Source organism: Pseudomonas moorei (assembly GCF_042846945.1).
Taxonomy (GTDB): Bacteria; Pseudomonadota; Gammaproteobacteria; order Pseudomonadales; family Pseudomonadaceae; genus Aquipseudomonas; species Aquipseudomonas moorei.
This window is the reverse complement of record NZ_AP035776.1, coordinates 3,925,351-3,943,339: the sequence shown is the minus strand read 5'-3', so window position 1 is coordinate 3,943,339 and position 17,989 is coordinate 3,925,351. Positions and strand designations below refer to the sequence as shown.

16 protein-coding genes are annotated in these 17,989 nt (G+C 59.6%); 7 read left to right on the top strand and 9 right to left on the bottom strand.

What is annotated here, in order from left to right; genetic code table 11:
- Positions 1-6: 6 nt before the first annotated feature.
- The 4 genes from ACGJAX_RS18630 to ACGJAX_RS18615 all read right to left on the bottom strand — a co-directional run bounded on the left by ACGJAX_RS18630 (position 7) and on the right by ACGJAX_RS18615 (position 4,915).
- Positions 7-1,683: a GMC family oxidoreductase N-terminal domain-containing protein gene (locus ACGJAX_RS18630; RefSeq protein WP_390955669.1), complete on the bottom strand. Its 1,677-nt coding sequence runs from the start codon at positions 1,681-1,683 to the stop codon at positions 7-9.
- An 83-nt stretch (positions 1,684-1,766) separates the two neighbouring features.
- Positions 1,767-2,402, bottom strand: a complete 636-nt coding sequence (locus ACGJAX_RS18625; RefSeq protein WP_390959923.1) for a TetR family transcriptional regulator C-terminal domain-containing protein — start codon at positions 2,400-2,402, stop codon at positions 1,767-1,769.
- 78 nt (positions 2,403-2,480) lie between these two features.
- Positions 2,481-4,004 (bottom strand): CoA-acylating methylmalonate-semialdehyde dehydrogenase, encoded by a 1,524-nt coding sequence (locus ACGJAX_RS18620; protein ID WP_390955668.1) that lies wholly within the window; start codon positions 4,002-4,004, stop codon positions 2,481-2,483.
- 323 nt (positions 4,005-4,327) lie between these two features.
- On the bottom strand, positions 4,328-4,915 hold the full coding sequence (locus ACGJAX_RS18615) for a TetR family transcriptional regulator (RefSeq protein WP_390955667.1): 588 nt from the start codon (positions 4,913-4,915) through the stop codon (positions 4,328-4,330).
- 149 nt (positions 4,916-5,064) lie between these two features.
- Between ACGJAX_RS18615 and ACGJAX_RS18610 the strand changes: the two genes are divergently transcribed.
- The 5 genes from ACGJAX_RS18610 (at position 5,065) to ACGJAX_RS18590 (ending at position 11,076) form a co-directional block, all read left to right on the top strand.
- Complete coding sequence (locus ACGJAX_RS18610) at positions 5,065-6,165, top strand: alkene reductase (RefSeq protein ID WP_390955666.1); 1,101 nt, start codon at positions 5,065-5,067, stop codon at positions 6,163-6,165.
- A gap of 54 nt (positions 6,166-6,219) precedes the next feature.
- Positions 6,220-7,008 carry an SDR family NAD(P)-dependent oxidoreductase gene (locus tag ACGJAX_RS18605; RefSeq protein WP_390955665.1) on the top strand — a complete coding sequence of 263 codons (789 nt, stop codon included), beginning with the start codon at positions 6,220-6,222 and terminating at the stop codon, positions 7,006-7,008.
- Between the two features lie 82 nt (positions 7,009-7,090).
- The gene (locus ACGJAX_RS18600; RefSeq protein ID WP_390955664.1) at positions 7,091-7,960 is read left to right on the top strand and encodes an alpha/beta fold hydrolase; all 870 of its coding nucleotides are present in this window, start codon (positions 7,091-7,093) and stop codon (positions 7,958-7,960) included.
- 69 nt (positions 7,961-8,029) lie between these two features.
- Complete coding sequence (locus tag ACGJAX_RS18595) at positions 8,030-9,028, top strand: zinc-binding dehydrogenase (RefSeq protein WP_390955663.1); 999 nt, start codon at positions 8,030-8,032, stop codon at positions 9,026-9,028.
- 254 nt (positions 9,029-9,282) lie between these two features.
- Positions 9,283-11,076 (top strand): alpha/beta fold hydrolase, encoded by a 1,794-nt coding sequence (locus ACGJAX_RS18590; RefSeq protein ID WP_390955662.1) that lies wholly within the window; start codon positions 9,283-9,285, stop codon positions 11,074-11,076.
- On the opposite strand, the gene ACGJAX_RS18585 is transcribed toward ACGJAX_RS18590, so the two are convergent.
- Complete coding sequence (locus tag ACGJAX_RS18585; RefSeq protein ID WP_390955661.1) at positions 11,063-11,605, bottom strand: ester cyclase; 543 nt, start codon at positions 11,603-11,605, stop codon at positions 11,063-11,065. The two genes, ACGJAX_RS18590 and ACGJAX_RS18585, sit on opposite strands and share 14 nt — an antisense overlap.
- Positions 11,593-12,717 carry an alkene reductase gene (locus tag ACGJAX_RS18580; protein ID WP_390955660.1) on the bottom strand — a complete coding sequence of 375 codons (1,125 nt, stop codon included), beginning with the start codon at positions 12,715-12,717 and terminating at the stop codon, positions 11,593-11,595. Before ACGJAX_RS18580 ends, ACGJAX_RS18585 begins: the two co-directional genes overlap by 13 nt.
- A gap of 109 nt (positions 12,718-12,826) precedes the next feature.
- Between ACGJAX_RS18580 and ACGJAX_RS18575 the strand changes: the two genes are divergently transcribed.
- Positions 12,827-13,738, top strand: a complete 912-nt coding sequence (locus tag ACGJAX_RS18575) for a LysR substrate-binding domain-containing protein (RefSeq protein ID WP_390955659.1) — start codon at positions 12,827-12,829, stop codon at positions 13,736-13,738.
- Between the two features lie 304 nt (positions 13,739-14,042).
- Here ACGJAX_RS18575 and ACGJAX_RS18570 read toward each other — a convergent pair whose 3' ends face one another.
- Both ACGJAX_RS18570 and ACGJAX_RS18565 read right to left on the bottom strand, forming a co-directional pair.
- Positions 14,043-15,281, bottom strand: coding sequence for a saccharopine dehydrogenase family protein (locus tag ACGJAX_RS18570; protein ID WP_247256834.1), 1,239 nt, complete (start codon positions 15,279-15,281; stop codon positions 14,043-14,045).
- A 29-nt stretch (positions 15,282-15,310) separates the two neighbouring features.
- Positions 15,311-16,408, bottom strand: coding sequence for a carboxynorspermidine decarboxylase (locus ACGJAX_RS18565; protein WP_090327389.1), 1,098 nt, complete (start codon positions 16,406-16,408; stop codon positions 15,311-15,313).
- A gap of 339 nt (positions 16,409-16,747) precedes the next feature.
- On the opposite strand from ACGJAX_RS18565, the gene ACGJAX_RS18560 reads away from it, so the two are divergent.
- A complete protein-coding gene (locus tag ACGJAX_RS18560; RefSeq protein ID WP_090323087.1) occupies positions 16,748-16,927 on the top strand; it encodes a hypothetical protein in 180 nt (59 codons plus the stop codon).
- Between the two features lie 273 nt (positions 16,928-17,200).
- Here the strand turns inward: ACGJAX_RS18560 and ACGJAX_RS18555 are convergent, their stop codons facing one another.
- Positions 17,201-17,941, bottom strand: a complete 741-nt coding sequence (locus ACGJAX_RS18555; protein ID WP_390959921.1) for a hypothetical protein — start codon at positions 17,939-17,941, stop codon at positions 17,201-17,203.
- Between the last annotated feature and the right edge of the window lie 48 nt (positions 17,942-17,989).

The following is a 17,989-nucleotide window of genomic DNA, read 5'->3' as shown; positions in this document are numbered from 1 at the left end:
ACCTCTTTAGATGGATGTTTTTTCAGCAATGATCCAACGCGCGGCTTTCTCCGCGATCATCAGCGTCGGGCTGTTGGTGTTGCCGCCCGTGATGGTCGGCATGATGCTCGCGTCGACGACGCGCAGGCCCTGGATGCCGTGTACACGCAGATGACTGTCTACAACGGCCATCGGATCGGACGCCTTGCCCATTTTGGCCGTGCCCACGGGATGGAAAATGGTCGAGCCAATGTCGCCAGCCAGACGCGCCAGTTGCTCATCGGTCTGGTACTGAATGCCCGGTTTGTATTCCTCCGGGCTAAAGCCTGCCATCGCCGGTTGTGACGCGATGCGACGGGTCAAACGCAGCGAATCAGCGGCCACGCGACGGTCTTCCTCGGTGCTCAGGTAGTCGGGTGCAATGATCGGGGCGTCGTGGAAATCTGCGCTGCGAATCGACACCGTGCCGCGACTGGTCGGGTGGATGTTGCATACGCTGGCGGTAATGGCGGGGAATTGGTGCAGGGGTTGTCCAAACGCTTCCAGACTCAACGGTTGTACGTGGAACTGAAGATTGGGCTGGATGTAGGACTCATCACTGCTGGTGAAGATGCCCAGTTGCGAAGGCGCCATACTCATCGGTCCACTGCGTTTGAGCGCGTACTCGAGGGCGATGGCGGCCTTGCCCAGGAGAGTGGTCGCCTTCGTGTTGAGGGTAGACGCACCTTGCACTTTGTAGACCGAACGGATCTGCAAATGGTCTTGCAGGTTTGCACCCACACCCGGCGAGTGCCGCACCACTGGAATCTGGTGATCATTCAACAAGGCAGCGTCGCCAATACCTGAAAGCTGCAACAATTGCGGGCTTCCAATGGCGCCGGCGCTTAGCACCACTTCACGAACGGCCCGGACTTTACGGGGTTGGCCCAGGTGCACCAACTCGACGCCGCAACACACTGGCTGCCCGTCTTCACGCTGTTCAAATCGTAGGCGTGAGACTTGCGCACCAGTCCAGACAGTCAGGTTCGGGCGTTGCTTGAGAATTGGTCTGAGAAACGCTTTGGATGCATTCCAGCGCCAGCCGCTGCGCTGATTGACGTCAAAGTAACCCACACCGCGGTTGTCCCCGCCATTGAAGTCATCGGTCGCAGCAATCCCTGCCTGCTCTGCTGCCTTGGCAAAGGCATCAAGGATGTCCCAGCGCAGGCGTTGTTTTTCAACGCGCCACTCACCACCGCTGCTGTGCAAGGTTCTGAAGCGTGCAGCCTGGCTGTTTTCGCCCTCGGCTACCGCGGCATCGAGGCGATAGTGGTCCTCGTGAGCACGGAAGTCCCTCAGGCAGGTTTCCCATTTCCACTCATCATCGCCGGTGACGTTTGCCCAGTGATCGTAATCCTGTGCCTGACCACGCATGTAGATCATGCCGTTGATGCTTGAGCTTCCGCCCAGTGACTTGCCCCGTGGATATAGCAACTCACGGCCGTTGAGCCCAGCCGAGGGTGCGGTTCGGAAACGCCAATCGGTGCGCGGATTATCGATGCAATACAGATAACCCACGGGGATGTGAATCCACGGATAGTTGTCCGGGCCGCCGGCTTCGAGGAGCAGCACCCGATGGTTTGGATCGGCGCTGAGCCGGTTGGCCAGCAAGCAGCCGGCTGTGCCGGCGCCGATGATGATGTAGTCGAAAGTTGGCTCACTCATTGGGACGCCTCACTTCTAACGAACGATTCAAAGGCTTCCATATTAATTAGACCGATCGTATATAAAAGGTGAAAAAAAAGAGCCTAAGACCTCAGGCTCATCAAAAACAGGTCTGCGAATACTCGCAATGGCTCGCCGTTACGCTCGAGCTTGGCGCGCAAAACAGCACCTTCCCAGCCAATCCAGAAAAACGCCGCCAGACGCGCGCTATCCGCCTGTGTGGATATTTCGCCAGCAGCCTTGGCTTCGTCCAGGCAGCGCTCGAACCGGGCCTGCCAGTCCAACAGGACATCGGTCAGTTGCACGCGAAAAGATTCCGGCAGCGCTCCCATCTCTTGCCCCAAATTACCGACGAGGCAGCCTCGGCGGAAATCGAATCGCTGCATGCCCCGCTCCGCTTCCTCGCAAAAGGCTTCGATGCGCTTGAGCGGTGCCAGGCTCTCATCGAGCAGAAACCGATCAAGCTTGCGCACGAAATAACGGGCGTACAGCGTTATCAGCTCACTGCCATAGGCTTCCTTGCTCGCAAAGAAATGATAGAAAGAGCCTTTGGGTACGCCAACAGACTTGAGTATTTCGTCAATGCCGGTGGCCGAAAAACCCTTCTCAGTCAAGGCGGCAACCCCTGCCCGGCACAGGGATTCACGTGTTTCTCGGAAGTCGCCTGCGGCTTTCGCCGGACGACCACGCTTACGAGGGGTAGTAACTATATTGGTCATGCGTCGATTATTAGACTGATCGTCTTCATTAATCAACGAAATTCTCACGTGCCTATCCCCTTTGTTGAAACAGTGGTTTTATTTCGCGGTCGGCATCGCAAACTCGGCGCCTTTACCGATGCTTTCTGGCCAGCGCTGCATGATGGATTTCTGCTTGGTGTAGAACCGCACGCCTTCCTCTCCGTAAGCATGCATGTCACCAAACAGGCTCTTTTTCCAGCCACCAAAGCCGTGCCAGGCCATTGGTACCGGGATCGGAACGTTGATGCCTACCATGCCGACCTGGATGCGACGGCTGAATTCGCGCGCCACGTTGCCATCGCGGGTGAAGCAGGCCACACCGTTGCCGAATTCATGGTCATTGACCAATTGCACCGCAGTGGCGAAATCAGCCAGGCGCATGCAGGCAAGCACCGGGCCAAAGATTTCTTCTCTATAGATACGCATTTCCGGGGTGACGTGGTCGAACAGTGTGCCGCCCATCCAGAAGCCTTCCTCGCACCCTTCGCCAGCATCCGCGCCATTGAAATGGCGACCATCAACCAGTAATTGAGCGCCTTCTTTGATGCCTTGTTCGATGTAGCCAGTGATACGGGCGTGGGCGGCCGGTGTGACAATCGGGCCCATTTCAGCAGCCAGGTTGTTGCCGTTGAGCACCTTCAACGCCTTGGTACGCTCCAGCAGTCTTGGCATGACTTTGTCAGCCACGTCACCGACCAGCACTGCAACCGAAATTGCCATGCAGCGTTCGCCTGCCGAGCCATAGCCAGCGCCGATCAGTGCGTCGACCACCTGATCGACGTCAGCGTCAGGCATGACCACCATGTGGTTCTTCGCACCGCCCAGGGCCTGCACGCGTTTGCCGTGGCGAGCACCGGTCTCGTAGATGTAATTGGCGATTGGTGTGGAGCCGACGAAGGACACCGCTTTCACATCCGGGTGCACCAGCAGTGCATCAACGGCCTCTTTGTCGCCTTGCACCACGTTGAAAACGCCGTCAGGTAGACCGGCCTGTTTCAACAAATCAGCCATAAACAGGCTGGCGCTAGGATCGGTTGGGCTTGGCTTGAGAATGAAGGTGTTACCCGCCGCGATCGCCACCGGGAACATCCACATCGGTACCATCACCGGAAAATTGAACGGCGTGATGCCAGCGACGACACCCAATGGCTGACGCAATGTCCAGTTGTCCATGTTGGTGGACACCTGATCGGAGAAGTCGCCTTTGAGTAACTGCGGAATGCCACAAGAGAACTCAACGATGTCGATACCACGGGCCACTTCACCCTGGGCATCGGTGAAGACCTTGCCATGTTCGGCAGTGATCAGGTGCGCCAGTGCGTCTTTGTTCTGGTTCAACAGCTCCAGAAATTTGAACAGTACCCGGGCGCGGCGAATAGGCGGCGTGTTCGACCAGGCGGGAAAAGCAGCCTGGGCAGAGGCCACTGCGGCGTCTACGTCCTGTGGCGTGCCCAGGCGTACATGACGACTGACGGCGCCGGTGGCCGGATTGTAAATGGGTTGAGTACGGACACCGCTGCCGACGACGTGGGCGCCGTGGATGTACTGGGCAATTTCTTTGTTGTCGCTAACGTGAGTCATGACAGGTCTCGCTACTGGGAGTGAATTTAAACTTCACCCGCAGAGTAGATAGCGGTTATCGCCCTGACTACGGCAAAAACTTGAATTGATTGTTCACTGTAACGAACAATCAATTCGCAGGACCCCATGGACGTCGGTTTAACAGGAAGGCCGCAATGGATCTGAAGTTCAGTCACGTAGATGTACTGGTCAATAATCTCGAAACAGAAACCGACCAACAGTAGCCATTCATGAACCGCAGCTTTTAACCCAAACTTGAGCTTCTGCTCCGAGCATAAAAACCGAAGCTCCACCGAAAACCACACTTTGAATGAACTGCCCGTCTACACCGCTTCCACTTCATCGACCGGCAACGACGCAAACATTTCAGCGCGGCACACCTCAAGGATCTCATCCGCCAGCGCGGAATCATCCGGGCAGGCACGCGACAAAATGATCGCGCCGACAGCACGAGACAGCAGGTCGATCATTTTCTTTCTCCCCTCACCCGTCTCGGCATCCGGCTTCGTCGGATATTTGTCGCCCAGTGTTTGCAGGGTGTGTTCGATCCCTTCGGCAAACGTCGCTTTCAAATCATCGGACTGACGCGCCGCGTCGCTACACAACGCGGCCATGGTGCAACCGCTGCCCCGTCCGTCCCGATGTTCCCTCGTCACATAGGCGTCGATGAAGCCCGGAACATCGAGCGATTCAGCACCTTTGAGCGATTTGGAAAGGCTGCTGGCCGAGGCTTCGGCCATCAGGTCGGCCTTCGAACCGAAATGCTTGTAGAAACCTCCGTGGGTGAAACCGGCAGCCGCCATGAGATCCGACACACCGACGCCGTCGAAGCCGCGCTCACGGAACAACTCAGAGGCCGTCTCAACGATGTGCTCCCGATTGGCTTGCGCCTGGGCTTTGGTCACTCTCACGTGCAATACCTCGTGTCCACTGGGAAATCATGCGCCCAATGATACATAGATGTTGGTCATAATCAAAAATGTTGACAGTTTAGATTACGAACATCATCCTAATTGCACGCATAACCGATCTCCATCAACGGGCACGGAAGAAATACCCAATGACCGACCACAATCTGTTCACCCCTTACACGCTTGGCGCCCTCACGCTGTCGAACCGTGTCGTCCTCGCGCCACTGACACGAAACCGCGCAGGCCAGGGTTTTGTGCCAAGTGAGTTCGCGGCCACCTATTACAGCCAACGGGCCAGCGCAGGCTTGTTGATCAGCGAAGCCACGCAGATTTCCCGACAGGGCCAGGGCTATCAGGACACCCCCGGGATCTACACGCAGGCGCAGATAGATGGCTGGCGCACAGTGACCGATGCCGTCCATGCCAAAGGCGGAAAAATCTTCCTGCAACTGTGGCATGTCGGCCGGGTGTCGCACGTTGATCTGCAAGAAAACGGTGCCGCGCCCGTGGCCCCTTCCGCGTTGCGCGCCGCCACAAAAGTGTTCGTCAACAACCGCTTTGAAGACGTCTCCGAGCCGCGCGCACTGGATATCAACGAATTACCGGGGATCGTCTCCGACTTCCGCCAGGCCGCGGCAAACGCGGTCTCCGCCGGGTTCGATGGCGTGGAGATTCACGGCGCGAACGGCTATTTGCTGGATCAATTCCTCAGGGACAGTGCCAATTTGCGCACCGATGCTTACGGCGGTTCGATTGAAAATCGGGCGCGTCTGTTGCTCGAGGTGACGGCGGCCGTCGTCAATGAAATCGGCGCGGATCGCACTGGCGTGCGCTTGTCGCCGGTGTCGCCGGCCAATGGGGTTTCCAGCAGCGATCCGCAGGCGCAATTCAATTACGTCGTCGATCAACTCAACGCCCTCGGCGTCGTTTATCTGCACGTGGTTGAAGGCGCGACCGGTGGCCCGCGTGACGTGGCGCCATTCGATTTCGGCGCCCTGCGCCAGCGTTTCAACAACACCTACATCGCCAACAACGGCTACGACCTGGATCTAGCGATTTCGCGTGTCGCCGAAGACCAGGCCGACCTGATCGCGTTCGGTCGCCCGTTCATTGGCAACCCGGATCTGGTGGAGCGCCTGAAGACTGGCGCCGCCTTGTCCGCCTTCGATCCCGCCACCCTCTATGGCGGAGGTGCTGCAGGTTACATCGACTACCCGACGTTGGCTGAATCAAGCGCCACCGCAAGCTGAGCAATCCGTGACCGCGCTTGCTGTTTCCACATATCCTGAAAGAGAGATGACCCCATGAGCACTCGCCCTACCGTTCTCATCACTGGCGCCTCCACTGGCATTGGCGCCGTCTACGCCGAGCGCTTCGCGCAACGCGGCCACGATCTGGTCGTGGTCGCCCGGGACCAGGCACGCCTGGACGCACTTGCAGCCCGATTGCGCAGCGAGCACGGCGTCGCCGTCGAAGTGATTCCGGCGGATCTGACCCAACTCAGCGATCTGGCAACCGTTGAAGCACGCCTGCGCGACGACGCCCGTATCGGCATTCTCGTCAATAACGCCGGCGCCGCTCTCTCCGGTAACTTCGTCGACCAAAGCACCGACAAAGTGGCGCAACTGGTCGCCCTCAACACCACAGCGCTGGTGCGGCTCGCCAGCGCCATCGCCCCACGCCTGGCCAAAGCCGGCGACGGCGCGATCATCAACATCGGTTCGGTGGTGGGCCTGGCGCCGGAGTTCGGCATGTCGGTCTACGGTGCGACCAAGGCATTTGTGCTGTTCCTTTCCCAAGGCCTGAGCCTGGAACTTTCACCTCAGGGCGTCTATGTGCAGGCCGTGCTGCCGGCCGCCACGCGCACGGAGATCTGGGATCGCTCCGGCGTCGACATCAATACCTTGAACGAAATCATGGAAGTGGACGATCTGGTGGATGCCGCACTGGTCGGTTTTGATCGTCGTGAGCCGGTGACGATCCCGCCACTGCAGGAAGCTGAACGCTGGGATGACTTGCAGATTGCACGCCAGGGTTTGCTGCAACAAATTCGCCAGTCTGCGGTTGCCCAGCGCTACCAGACCCAACAGTGATCTTTTGGTAGCGAGCACCCGCGCCGGATTCGATGCAGGCGCAAGGCACTGCATCGAATCCGGCGCGCTGTCCGGAGTAGCAATGAACCCAACGAAAACAAATGACCACGCAGGGTCGCACGCGTCGTTCATTAACGCGGCGAATCAGTCGATCACGGTCAACGGCATTCCCTTCGCCTATCGCGACATCGGCCCCAAGACCGGCGTGCCCCTCGTACTGTTCAACCATTGGGGCGCTGTGCTGGACAATTTCGACCCCGGGATCATCGATCGCCTGGCACAAACAAGGCGCATCATTGCCACCGACTATCGCGGGATCGGTGGCTCTGGTGGAACCGCGCCACTGACGGTTGGCGAAATGGCTGACGATGCCATCCAACTGATACAGGCACTGGGGTTTGAGACCGTTGACGTGCTCGGTTTCTCACTCGGCGGCTTCGTCGCCCAGGACATCGCCCTGAAGGCGCCGAACCTGGTGCGCCGCTTGATTCTCACCGGCACCGGGCCGGCCGGCGGAACCGGTATCGACAAGGTCGGTTCGGTGACGTGGCCATTGATGATCAAAGCCTTGCTGACCTTGCGCGACCCCAAGTTCTACCTGTTCTTTACTTCGACGCCCAATGGCCGTCGAGCCGCATCGCAGTATTTGCGACGCCTGAAGGAGCGCAGAAAAAATCGCGACAAAGGACCGACGCTCAGCGCTTTTCTACGGCAGTTGAAAGCCATCACCGCGTGGGGCCAACAGGCCCCCCAAGACCTCAAGCGCTTGCAGATGCCGACGCTTATCGTCAACGGCGACAACGACATCATGGTGCCCAGCATTAACTCGATTGCACTGGCCAATCGTATCCCCAACGCACAACTTGTGATTTATGAGGATGCCGGCCATGGCGGCATCTTCCAGCACTGCGCTGACTTTGTGACCAAGGCACTGGCATTCCTTGATGCCTGATCAACGCGACGCAGCAATGCCGAAAAAGCACCGTCTACCCTCATTCCAACCGACAAGAGCCGCACAACGATGAAGGCATTTTTAATTGATCGCTACGGCAAGAATCCCGGGCACATTGGCGAAGTGCCCAGCCCTGCGGTGGGTGCCCACGACGTCTTGATCGAGGTACACGCCAGCAGCGTCAACGTGCTGGATTCAAAGATCAGCAAAGGCGAATTCAAACTGATCCTGCCCTACTCATTTCCTCTGGTACTGGGCAATGACCTGGCGGGCGTCGTGGTTGAGGTTGGCTCGCAAGTGAAACGTTTCAAACCGGGTGACGAAGTCTATGCTCGCCCGCCCGAAACCCGGATCGGAACGTTCGCCCAATTGATCGCCGTGAACGAAAACGCGATCGCACTGAAACCTGCCAATACCAACATGGCTCAAGCCGCGTCCATCCCTTTGGTCGCGCTGACCGCCTGGCAAGTGCTGGTCGAAACCGCCCGACTGAAAAAGGGTCAAAAAGTGCTGATCCACGCAGGCTCCGGCGGTGTCGGCACCCTGGCCATCCAACTCGCCAAACACCTCGGCGCCTTTGTCGCGACCACCACCAGCACCGCCAATGTCGAACGGGTGAAAGCGCTGGGGGCCGATCTGGTGATCGACTACACACGGCAAAACTTCGAAAGTGTCGTGCACGACTACGACGTGGTGTTGAACAGCCTCGGCGCGGACGTACTTGAGAAGTCACTCAAGGTCCTCAAGCCCGGTGGCCAACTCATTTCCATCTCAGGACCACCCACTGCGCAGTTCGCGCAGGAGCAAGGACTGTCCTGGCCATTGAAGCAAGTCATGCGCCTGCTGAGCCTCGGCATTCGGCGCAAGGCACGCAAGCACGACGTCAGCTACGGGTTCGTGTTCATGCGGGCCAATGGCGCCCAACTTCAACAAATCACCGCGCTCATTGAGGCCGGAATCATTCAACCTGTGATTGACCGTTCCTTCGCCTTTGAATCAACGGCAGAGGCCTTAAAGTACGTCGAGCAGGGACGAGCCAAGGGCAAGGTCGTTGTTACGATCAAATAACTACGCTGCCTGTCGATGAGTCGACCGCAGAGGCTGAGCAACGTTTGCCGCTTCAATATCCGCAGCGTTCACCAAGAAAACAGCCGCAGTCCTCGAATTTCGCATGTCAGCAACCACTCCCGACCCGGTCATTCAGCGCTCCCGCGATCGCCCTTGTCATGAAATGAAAATTCGCTGTCGTGCGATGCGAAATGACCACCCCCGTTGCCCCCTAGAGTCGGTGCAAAACAACAAGACCTGACACGAGGGCCGCCATGAGCAGATCCACCCGAACGAGCGAGACCGCTCCCCCCTCCCAGCGCCCTCCGGCGACCGGCCGAAAGCGTCACGCGCGCAAGGATAGCGATCTCCCGGACGACACCCGGCAACAAGAGCTGATCGGCTCGGCAGCCAACCAGACCCTGGCAGGCAATCCGCTGGTCAGCGTACGCGCGGCGGATCTGGCCGGCTCGGCCGGTTACCTGCTCAAGGCCGTGGCCAAGTCGCCGCTCAAGGCTGGCGCGCATCTGGGTGGCTACCTGAAGGAACTGCGCGGCATCGTCGGCGGCCATTCCAGCATCGCGCCGGACCCGAAGGACAAGCGCTTCGCCGATCCGGCCTGGCAATCCAACGCCTTCCTGCGCGCACTGCTGCAGAGTTACCTGGCCGGTCAAAGTGAGCTGAACCGCTTCATCGAGTCCACCGACCTGGCCCCGCTGGAAAAGAGCCAGGCCCGGTTCGTGGCAGCGCTCCTGGCCGATGCAGTGGCACCGAGCAACTCGCCGCTGACCAATCCGGTGGCGCTGCGCAAGCTGGTGGACACCGGAGGCATGAGCCTGGCCAGGGGCATCCGCCAGTTCGGCGAGGATATGCTGACCAACCGCGGGCTTCCGAGACAGGTGGACAGTACGCCGTTCAAGGTGGGGGAAAACATTGCCACGGCCAAGGGCGCCGTGGTGTTTCGCAACGAGATGTTCGAGCTGCTGCAGTTCGCGCCCACCACCGAAAATATCTACGCCCGGCCCCTGGTGATGTCGCCGCCGCAGATCAACAAGTACTACGCCATCGACCTGTCGCCGGAGAAAAGCCTGATCCAGTGGATCCAGGACAGCGGTGTGAACCTCTTCATCATCAGCTGGCGCAATCCCACCCGTGAGCACCGTGACTGGGGCTTGTCCGATTACGCGCTGTGCCTCGACCAGGCGGTGGACGTGGCGCGCAGGATCACCGGTAGCCCGGATGTGAACATGTGGGGCTCCTGCTCGGGCGGCATCACCCTGGCGGCCTACCTGGGCTGGCTGGCGGCCCGTGGCGAAGGCCACAAGGTGGCCAACACCAACTGGGCAGTGTGCGTGCTCGACATGCCCTCGGCGCTGGACGACACCACCCTGGGGCTGTTCACCACCCCGTCCGCCCTGCGCGCGGCCAAAGCCAGCTCCCGGCGCAAGGGCGTGCTGAGCGGCCAGGGCATGGCCCGCATGTTCGCCTGGATGCGGCCCAACGACCTGATCTGGAACTACTGGGTCAACAACTACTTGCTGGGCAATAAGCCACCGGCCTTCGACATCCTCGCCTGGAACAACGACACCACGCGCCTGCCCGCCCAACTGCACGCGGACTACCTCGACCTGATCCAGCAGAACCCTTACAGCAATCCGGGCACCCTGGAGATTGCCGGCGAGTCGATCGACATGACCCAGGTGCAGGTGGGCGCCTACGTGGTGGGCGGTACCACCGATCACATCACCCCCTGGCAGGGCTGCTACGGCACTGCCCGGCTGTTTGGCGAGGACACAATCTACGTGCTGTCCAACGCCGGCCACCTGCAAAGCCTGGTAAACCCGCCGGGCAACCCCAAGTCGTTCTACTACGCCGCGCCTGCCGCCGCCCAGACCCCGGAAACCTGGCTGCAGAACGCCGGGGAGCGCCAGCCAGGCAGCTGGTGGCCGCACTGGCGCGAATGGATCGGGCAGCGCTCGGGCGACAGCCGGCCGGCGCCGAAGAAGCTCGGCTCGCGCAAGTACCCGCCCCTCTGCCCTGCACCCGGCACCTATGTCATGGAGCGATAACGCCTATCTGCTGCAGGAACGTCAGGTTGTCCTCAAGGTGCCAGTTTTCGGCGATCCTGCCGTCGGCGATGCGGTAGATGTCGGTGGCAATGAAATTCACCGCCTGACCCTGGCCTTTCACGCCGTTGAACGTGCCGGTGAAGTGCCCGGTGAAGCGCAGGAACGACACCACTCGATCGCCGCTGACGATCATCTGCCGGACTTCGCAGTTCAGGTCGGGCACCGCCGCGTGGAACGCGGTAGACGCCGCCAGCGGCCCGGCGATGCCCTGTGCCCGTCCCGGCGGCAAGGTGCGATCCATGAAGTCGGGCGCCAGTGCCTGGCGGGCCAGCGCCGGATCGCCGGACGACCAGAACGTGGCGTAACGCCGTGCCGCGAGGGTCTGCGCCTGGACCTGTTCAGGATTGGCGCCGGGATCGGCAATCAGCACCTCGGGGGTGACCAGCGTGGGTTCTGCGGCGACTGCCTGTTGGCCCAGAACCGAAGCAGTGACAGCGGCGGCCAACAGGCCATTGATCAGCAAGCGCATGGGGTTTCTTCCGTGGTGATGGCGGGGTAATCGCTGTAGCCCTTGGCCGTGCCGCCGAACAGCGTGGCGGGATCAAGCGGGGCCAAAGGCAGGTCCTGCGCCAGCCGCAGGGGCAAATCCGGATTGGCCACAAAGGGTCTGCCGAACGCCACGAGGTCTGCATAGCCCTTGCCGATGACCCACTCGGCGCGAGCCCGGTCGTAGTTGCCGGCGACGATGATCGGGCGAGTGAAGCGCTGGCGAATCGTCTGACGAAACGACTCGGTGAACACCGGTGCATCGTCCCAGTCCGCTTCGACCAGATGCAGATAGCCGATGCCCTTGGCCTGCAGGTACTCGGCCGCTTCAAATATGGTCGGGAGGATGTCCGGGCAAGCCATGCCACGGGCGGTCAAAAAGGGGGCCAGGCGGATCGCCGTGCGTTCGGCCCCGACTTCATCGCTGACCGCGTCGACCACTTCCTTGAGAAAACGCAGGCGGTTGCTGCGCGAGCCGCCGTATTCATCGGTCCGCGTATTGGACGTGGTGCGCAGGAATTGATCCACCAGATAACCATTGGCGCCATGGATCTCCACGCCATCGAAACCGGCCCGTATCGCCCGGCGCGCGGCCTGACGGAAGTCGTCGACGATCTGTGCGATCTCAGCCTTGGTCAGCGCGCGAGGCGTCGGGCTATCGAACATGCCGCCCTCCCCCGTGACCGGATCGACTTTCCAGATCTGTCCTTCAAAGGGTTCGGCGGACGGCGCCACTGGCAGTGCGCCCTGATGGAAGTCCGGATGGGACAAGCGCCCCACGTGCCACAGCTGCAGGAAGATGCGACCGCCCTCGGCATGCACCGCCTCGGTCACGCCCTGCCAGCCTTGCACCTGCGCTTCGGTGTGGATGCCGGGGGTAAAGGAATAACCCTTGCCCTGCGGGGATATCTGCGCCGCCTCGGTCACGATCAAGGCCGCCGATGCACGCTGGGCGTAGTACTGCGCGTTGAGGCTGTTGGGGATGTCACCGGGCTGGCTGCTGCGCGCCCGGGTCATGGGTGCCATCACGACCCGGTGAGGGGCATTGAGGCCGGCGAAGGCGATGGGTTCAAACAACGTTGAAGGGGTCGTCATGGTGAGCATTCCTGAGCCAAACGAAGTGGATGGACTCAGTCTGCGACTACTGATCGGATTTGATAATTAGGCTAGTCTTTGATGGATTTTCAAAAATACTGGAACAATGATGGACAACCTCGAAGCCATCCGCCTGTTTGTCGAAGCGGCCCAACTGGGCGGGCTCTCAGCTGCGGGGCGCAAGCTGGGGCTGTCGCCAGCGGCCGCCAGCGCCCGTTTGCTCAAGCTCGAAGCTTCGCTGGCCACTCGCCTGTTCGAGCGCACAACCCGCCAGCTGCGGCTGACCGATGAGGGGCGGATTTACCTGCAACATTGCCGCCAGGCGTTGCAGGCGCTGGACGATGCGCGAGCGGCGCTGTCGGCGGAGAAAAAGGAAATCCGCGGCAAGATCCGGGTGTCCGCCACCTCGGATTTCGGCCGACATGTGCTGAATCCCTGGCTCGATGAATTCACCACCCGCTATCCCCAGGTCGTGCCGGCGCTGCTGCTGTCCGACTCGCTGTCGCACCTGATCGCGGACGATGTCGACCTGGTGATCCGCTTTGGCGTGCCGCCGGACAGCTCATTGATCGCCCGCCCCCTGGCCACCAATCGCCGCATCCTGTGCGCCGCGCCGAGCTATCTGCAACGCAAGGGCACGCCTGAGCATCCGCAGCAGTTGGCCGAGTTCGATCACATTGTCGCCGGCCAGTCGGGCTGGTCCAGCGAATGGCGCCTGCACCGTGGCGAGGAAGTGATGCTGTTCAAGGTGCCTCTGGAAGCTGCGCGCGAGACCAACGACGGCGCGTTGGCCCGCCAATGGGCGATCGACGGCCACGGCATCGTCCTCAAATCAATCTGGGACGTGAGCGCGGACCTGGCGGCGGGACGCTTGAGTCTGGTGCTGCCGCAATGGCAATCGGACGAAGCCCCCGTGTACGCGCTCTACCCCCGCAGCCGCTACCTGGCGCCACGGGTACGGGCATTGCTGGATTTCTTGTGCGAACGGTTCGAACAAGCCGCGCGTGCGACTGCTTTGTAAAGGACTGGGATTGTGTCCGTGGATATTTCCCCCAGTTCATTTCTTCGGTCACGGTTCCCATGCCTGCCGCCTGGGCCACTGTGGAAAGACCGCTGTTGTCTGCCTCGACCTGGTCGACGACCGACAATTTAAAAGCCAGCGTGTAATTTCGCTGACTGCGCTTCGTGCCAGGATCTATTGCACCTTCCTGAAAAGAAGTCAGAAGGTGTAAACCTTATTCGGGGCGGGACAAAAAACGAAAAAAGCCGCTCAGTGAGCGGCTTTTTTTTGGAGCGGGCAATGAGGCTCACAGGCTAAGTGAACTTCAGGCGTTCCAGGGACGGTCTCCATTCTCGTCCTTGATGCGGGTCGGGAGGCCCATCATGTCCAGTGCCGTGAGGAACGGCTCAGCCGACAGCTCCTCGACGTTGACCATACGTTGCACGTCCCACTCGCCTCGGGCGACCAGCAGCGCTGCGGCCACCGGCGGCACGCCAGCCGTATAGGAAATGCCCTGGCTGTCGGTTTCCGCAAAGGCGTCTTCATGATCGGCCACGTTGTAGATGAACACCTCGCGCGGTTGTCCATCCTTGGTGCCCTTGACCAGATCGCCGATGCAGGTCTTGCCGGTGTAGCCGGGTGCCAGCGAGCTCGGGTCAGGCAGCACGGCCTTGACCACTTTGAGCGGCACAACTTCCAGGCCTTCGGCGGTCTTGACCGGTTGCTCCGAGAGCAGGCCGAGGTTCCTGAGCACGGTGAACACATTGATGTAGTGCTCGCCGAAACTCATCCAGAAACGCACGTTGGGCACGTCGAGGTTTTTCGACAGCGAGTGCACTTCATCGTGGCCGGTCAGGTACAGGTTCTGCGCCCCTACGACCGGCAGGTCGTCGGTGCGTTTGACTTCGAACATGGTGTTGCTGGTCCACTGGCTGTTCTGCCAGCTCCAGACCTGTCCGGTGAATTCGCGGAAATTGATTTCCGGGTCGAAATTGGTGGCGAAATACTTGCCGTGGGAACCGGCATTGACGTCGAGAATGTCGATCGAATCAATGCGGTCGAAATACTGTTGTTGCGCCAGCGCGGCGTATGCGTTGACCACACCCGGGTCGAACCCCACACCCAGAATGGCGGTGATGTTCTTCTGCTTGCACTCTTCGAGGTGGTTCCACTCGTAGTTGCCATACCAGGGCGGCGTCTCGCAGACCTTGCCCGGCTCTTCGTGAATGGCGGTGTCCAGGTAGGCCACGCCGGTATCGATGCAGGCACGCAGCACCGACATGTTGAGGAACGCGGAACCGACGTTGATGACGATTTGCGATCCGGTTTCGCGGATCAGCGACTTGGTCGCTTCGACATCCAGGGCGTTCAGCGCGAAAGCCTTGATGTCAGCAGGCTGTTTGAGGCTGCCCTTTGCCTTGATGCTGTCGATGATGGCCTGGCATTTGGAGATGTTGCGCGACGCGATGGCAATACGACCGAGTTCGTCGTTGTGCTGCGCGCACTTGTGGGCCACCACCTTGGCGACACCTCCTGCACCAATGATAAGAACGTTCTTTTTCAATTGCGTTATCTCTCCTTTATCTGTCCGATTTACGAAAGGCTGGACAGGTAGTCTTCATAACCAAATTCGCGAACCACTTCGACTGTACCGTCGAGTTGTTTCACAACGATGGATGGCATTTTCAGGCCGTTGAACCAGTTCTTCTTGACCATGGTGTAACCCGCAGTGTCGATGAACGACAGTCGATCGCCGATGGCCAGCGGACGATCAAATTGGTACTCGCCGAAGATGTCCCCGGCCAGGCACGACTTGCCGCACACCATGTAGGTGTGATCACCCTCGCTCGGCGCCAGCTTGGCGTTGAGGCGATAAATCAGCAGGTCAAGCAGATGGGCTTCGATGGAGCTGTCCACCACCGCCAGGTGCTTGCCGTTGTAGAGGGTGTCGAGCACAGTCACTTCCAGCGAGGCGCTGTTGGTGATCGCCGCTTCGCCCGGCTCCAGGTAGACCTGCACGCCGTACTTTTGCGAGAACGCCTTGAGCCGCGCGCAGAACGCGTCCAGCGCATAGCCTTCACCGGTGAAGTGAATGCCGCCGCCCAGACTGACCCAGTCGACCTTGTGCAGCAGCTCGCCGAAGCGCTCTTCGATGGTGCACAGCATTTGGTCGAACAGACCGAAGTCGCTGTTCTCGCAGTTGTTGTGGAACATGAAACCGGAGATCTGGTCGATGACGCCTTCGATCTTCACCGGGTCCCACTCGCCCAGACGGCTGAACGGGCGCGCCGGGTCGGCCAGCAGATAATCGGAGCTGCTCACTTGCGGGTTGACCCGCAGACCGCGGATTTTGCCTTCTGAACGCTTGGCAAAACGTTGCAGCTGGCTGATGGAATTGAAGATGATCTTGTCGCAGTTCTCGAGCATCTCCTCAATCTCGTCGTCGGCCCAGGCCACGCTGTAGGCATGGGTCTCGCCTTCGAACTTCTGCCGACCGAGTTTGAGCTCGTACAGCGAAGACGACGTGGTGCCGTCCATGTATTGCTGCATCAAGTCGAACACTGACCAGGTCGCGAAGCACTTGAGCGCCAGCAAGGCCTTGGCTCCGGACTGTTCGCGCACGTAGGCGATCTTCTGCATGTTGACCAGAAGCTTCTGCTTATCGATGAGGTAATAGGGTGTTTTGATCATTTTCAGAGCCTCCGGCGGGGCCTGCCAAAAAAGGACACGCATTGTGCCTTCACCGACCACATATCGAAAGAGCGAAAAGTGCAGTTCACGCACTGAGTCATTTTAGAGGCATGCACTCATTCAGTCTTTCAATGCCCGCCCATCCGTGCGCGTTGCAGTCACGGTAGAGATATCGGATTGAGCAGCCGTATTAGTTTGCCCCTTCCAGAACGTTCAAGAGCTCAACGAACCGGCCCGTATCAAATCACCTTGAAACGCCCGATATAGAGCCTCCGATACATTTTGAATCATCTAAAAAGTGCGCTAACCTCCGCCACTTCGACAGCAAAGGGTTTGCAAATGAAAATCACTATTGAGACCAATGAGCAAGGAAGCGCCTGCAAAGTCTGGCTTGGCGAGACGGCTGTTTCATTCCCCAGCCTGGAGGACGCCAAAGCCTACATTGCCCAACTCGAAGAACGGATAGAGGCGGCCGCACATACTTTTGCCCTGGATGCTGGAAATCCACAGGTCAGATAAGCCTTTCATCAGCGGTCGCTGATGATCCGACAAGCTGAGCCCTCACCGTCGCCGTTTTGAAGTGAGGCACCAAACGCCCCCGTCAGTCACTTCAACTCGACGTTGCGCTCGGTCCTCGCAGCAGATTTTCTTCTGCAACGTAATCGTCCTGGCACGCCCGCAGCCATGTAACCTGGAAAGCAGAAAGCCCGCGTAAGCGGGCTTTCTGGTCAACTGCCAAGGTCCAGCTATCGCTATCACCTCACACCGGTAACGGCCTACGCCTATCAGGCGTTAACCGTACACTGCTTCCACTCGGCGGGCTTTTGCGGCGAAGGCCACCAGGACTACCAAGACCGCGGCAAGTACCAACGAGGATCCTACGGTGCCAAAGTCCAGACCACCTTTTTCATGGGGCTTGGTCAGGAAGTCGCCAAGGGTTGCACCGAAGGGCCGAGTGAGAACAAACGCCACCCAGAACAACAGCACGCCGGAAATACGGGTGTAAAACTTCGCCAGCACGACGGCGATAATCGCCGAGCCGATCAACAGTGCACCACCGGCAAAGCCCAGGCCCGAGTCATCCGCCAGATAGTCACCCAGCGCCGTACCCAAGGTGTTGGAAATCAGAATGGCCGTCCAGTAGAACAGCTCACCCTTGGTGGTGTGGATGCTGTCCACTGACAGGCTTTTTTCGCTCAGGCGCCAGACGGCAAAAATCGTGATCAGCAGGCTGATGAGAATCAGCGAGCCCGAGGCATAGCCCAAGCCGAGGGTGCGGTCCATAAAGTCCGACATTGTCGTACCCGCGGTACTGGTGGAAAGAATCACGATCCAGTACAGCACCGGATTATGACGCCTGGAAAACAGCTGCAAGCCAAGCGTCACCACAAAGGCGCTGATCAGGATCAGCGAACTCATGGCGTAGCCCACATTCAGGGTCATGGACAGCAGGTCACCGGCGGTTTCGCCGAGGGTGGTGGCACAGATTTTCATAACCCAGAAAGCCAGGGTTATTTCCGGCAGCTTGTTCAGATTGATATGGGTACTCATTAAGAAAACACGTTCCTGATCAGATAAGGG

Coding starts and splice junctions, on each gene's coding strand:
- ACGJAX_RS18565 (WP_090327389.1), bottom strand. CDS start 16,408: ATGATCAAAACACCCTATTACCTCATCGATAAGCAGAAGCTTCTGGTC.
- ACGJAX_RS18620 (WP_390955668.1), bottom strand. CDS start 4,004: ATGACTCACGTTAGCGACAACAAAGAAATTGCCCAGTACATCCACGGC.
- ACGJAX_RS18595 (WP_390955663.1), top strand. CDS start 8,030: ATGAAGGCATTTTTAATTGATCGCTACGGCAAGAATCCCGGGCACATT.
- ACGJAX_RS18590 (WP_390955662.1), top strand. CDS start 9,283: ATGAGCAGATCCACCCGAACGAGCGAGACCGCTCCCCCCTCCCAGCGC.
- ACGJAX_RS18630 (WP_390955669.1), bottom strand. CDS start 1,683: ATGAGTGAGCCAACTTTCGACTACATCATCATCGGCGCCGGCACAGCC.
- ACGJAX_RS18625 (WP_390959923.1), bottom strand. CDS start 2,402: ATGACCAATATAGTTACTACCCCTCGTAAGCGTGGTCGTCCGGCGAAA.
- ACGJAX_RS18605 (WP_390955665.1), top strand. CDS start 6,220: ATGAGCACTCGCCCTACCGTTCTCATCACTGGCGCCTCCACTGGCATT.
- ACGJAX_RS18580 (WP_390955660.1), bottom strand. CDS start 12,717: ATGACGACCCCTTCAACGTTGTTTGAACCCATCGCCTTCGCCGGCCTC.
- ACGJAX_RS18575 (WP_390955659.1), top strand. CDS start 12,827: ATGGACAACCTCGAAGCCATCCGCCTGTTTGTCGAAGCGGCCCAACTG.
- ACGJAX_RS18560 (WP_090323087.1), top strand. CDS start 16,748: ATGAAAATCACTATTGAGACCAATGAGCAAGGAAGCGCCTGCAAAGTC.
- ACGJAX_RS18610 (WP_390955666.1), top strand. CDS start 5,065: ATGACCGACCACAATCTGTTCACCCCTTACACGCTTGGCGCCCTCACG.
- ACGJAX_RS18600 (WP_390955664.1), top strand. CDS start 7,091: ATGAACCCAACGAAAACAAATGACCACGCAGGGTCGCACGCGTCGTTC.
- ACGJAX_RS18585 (WP_390955661.1), bottom strand. CDS start 11,605: ATGCGCTTGCTGATCAATGGCCTGTTGGCCGCCGCTGTCACTGCTTCG.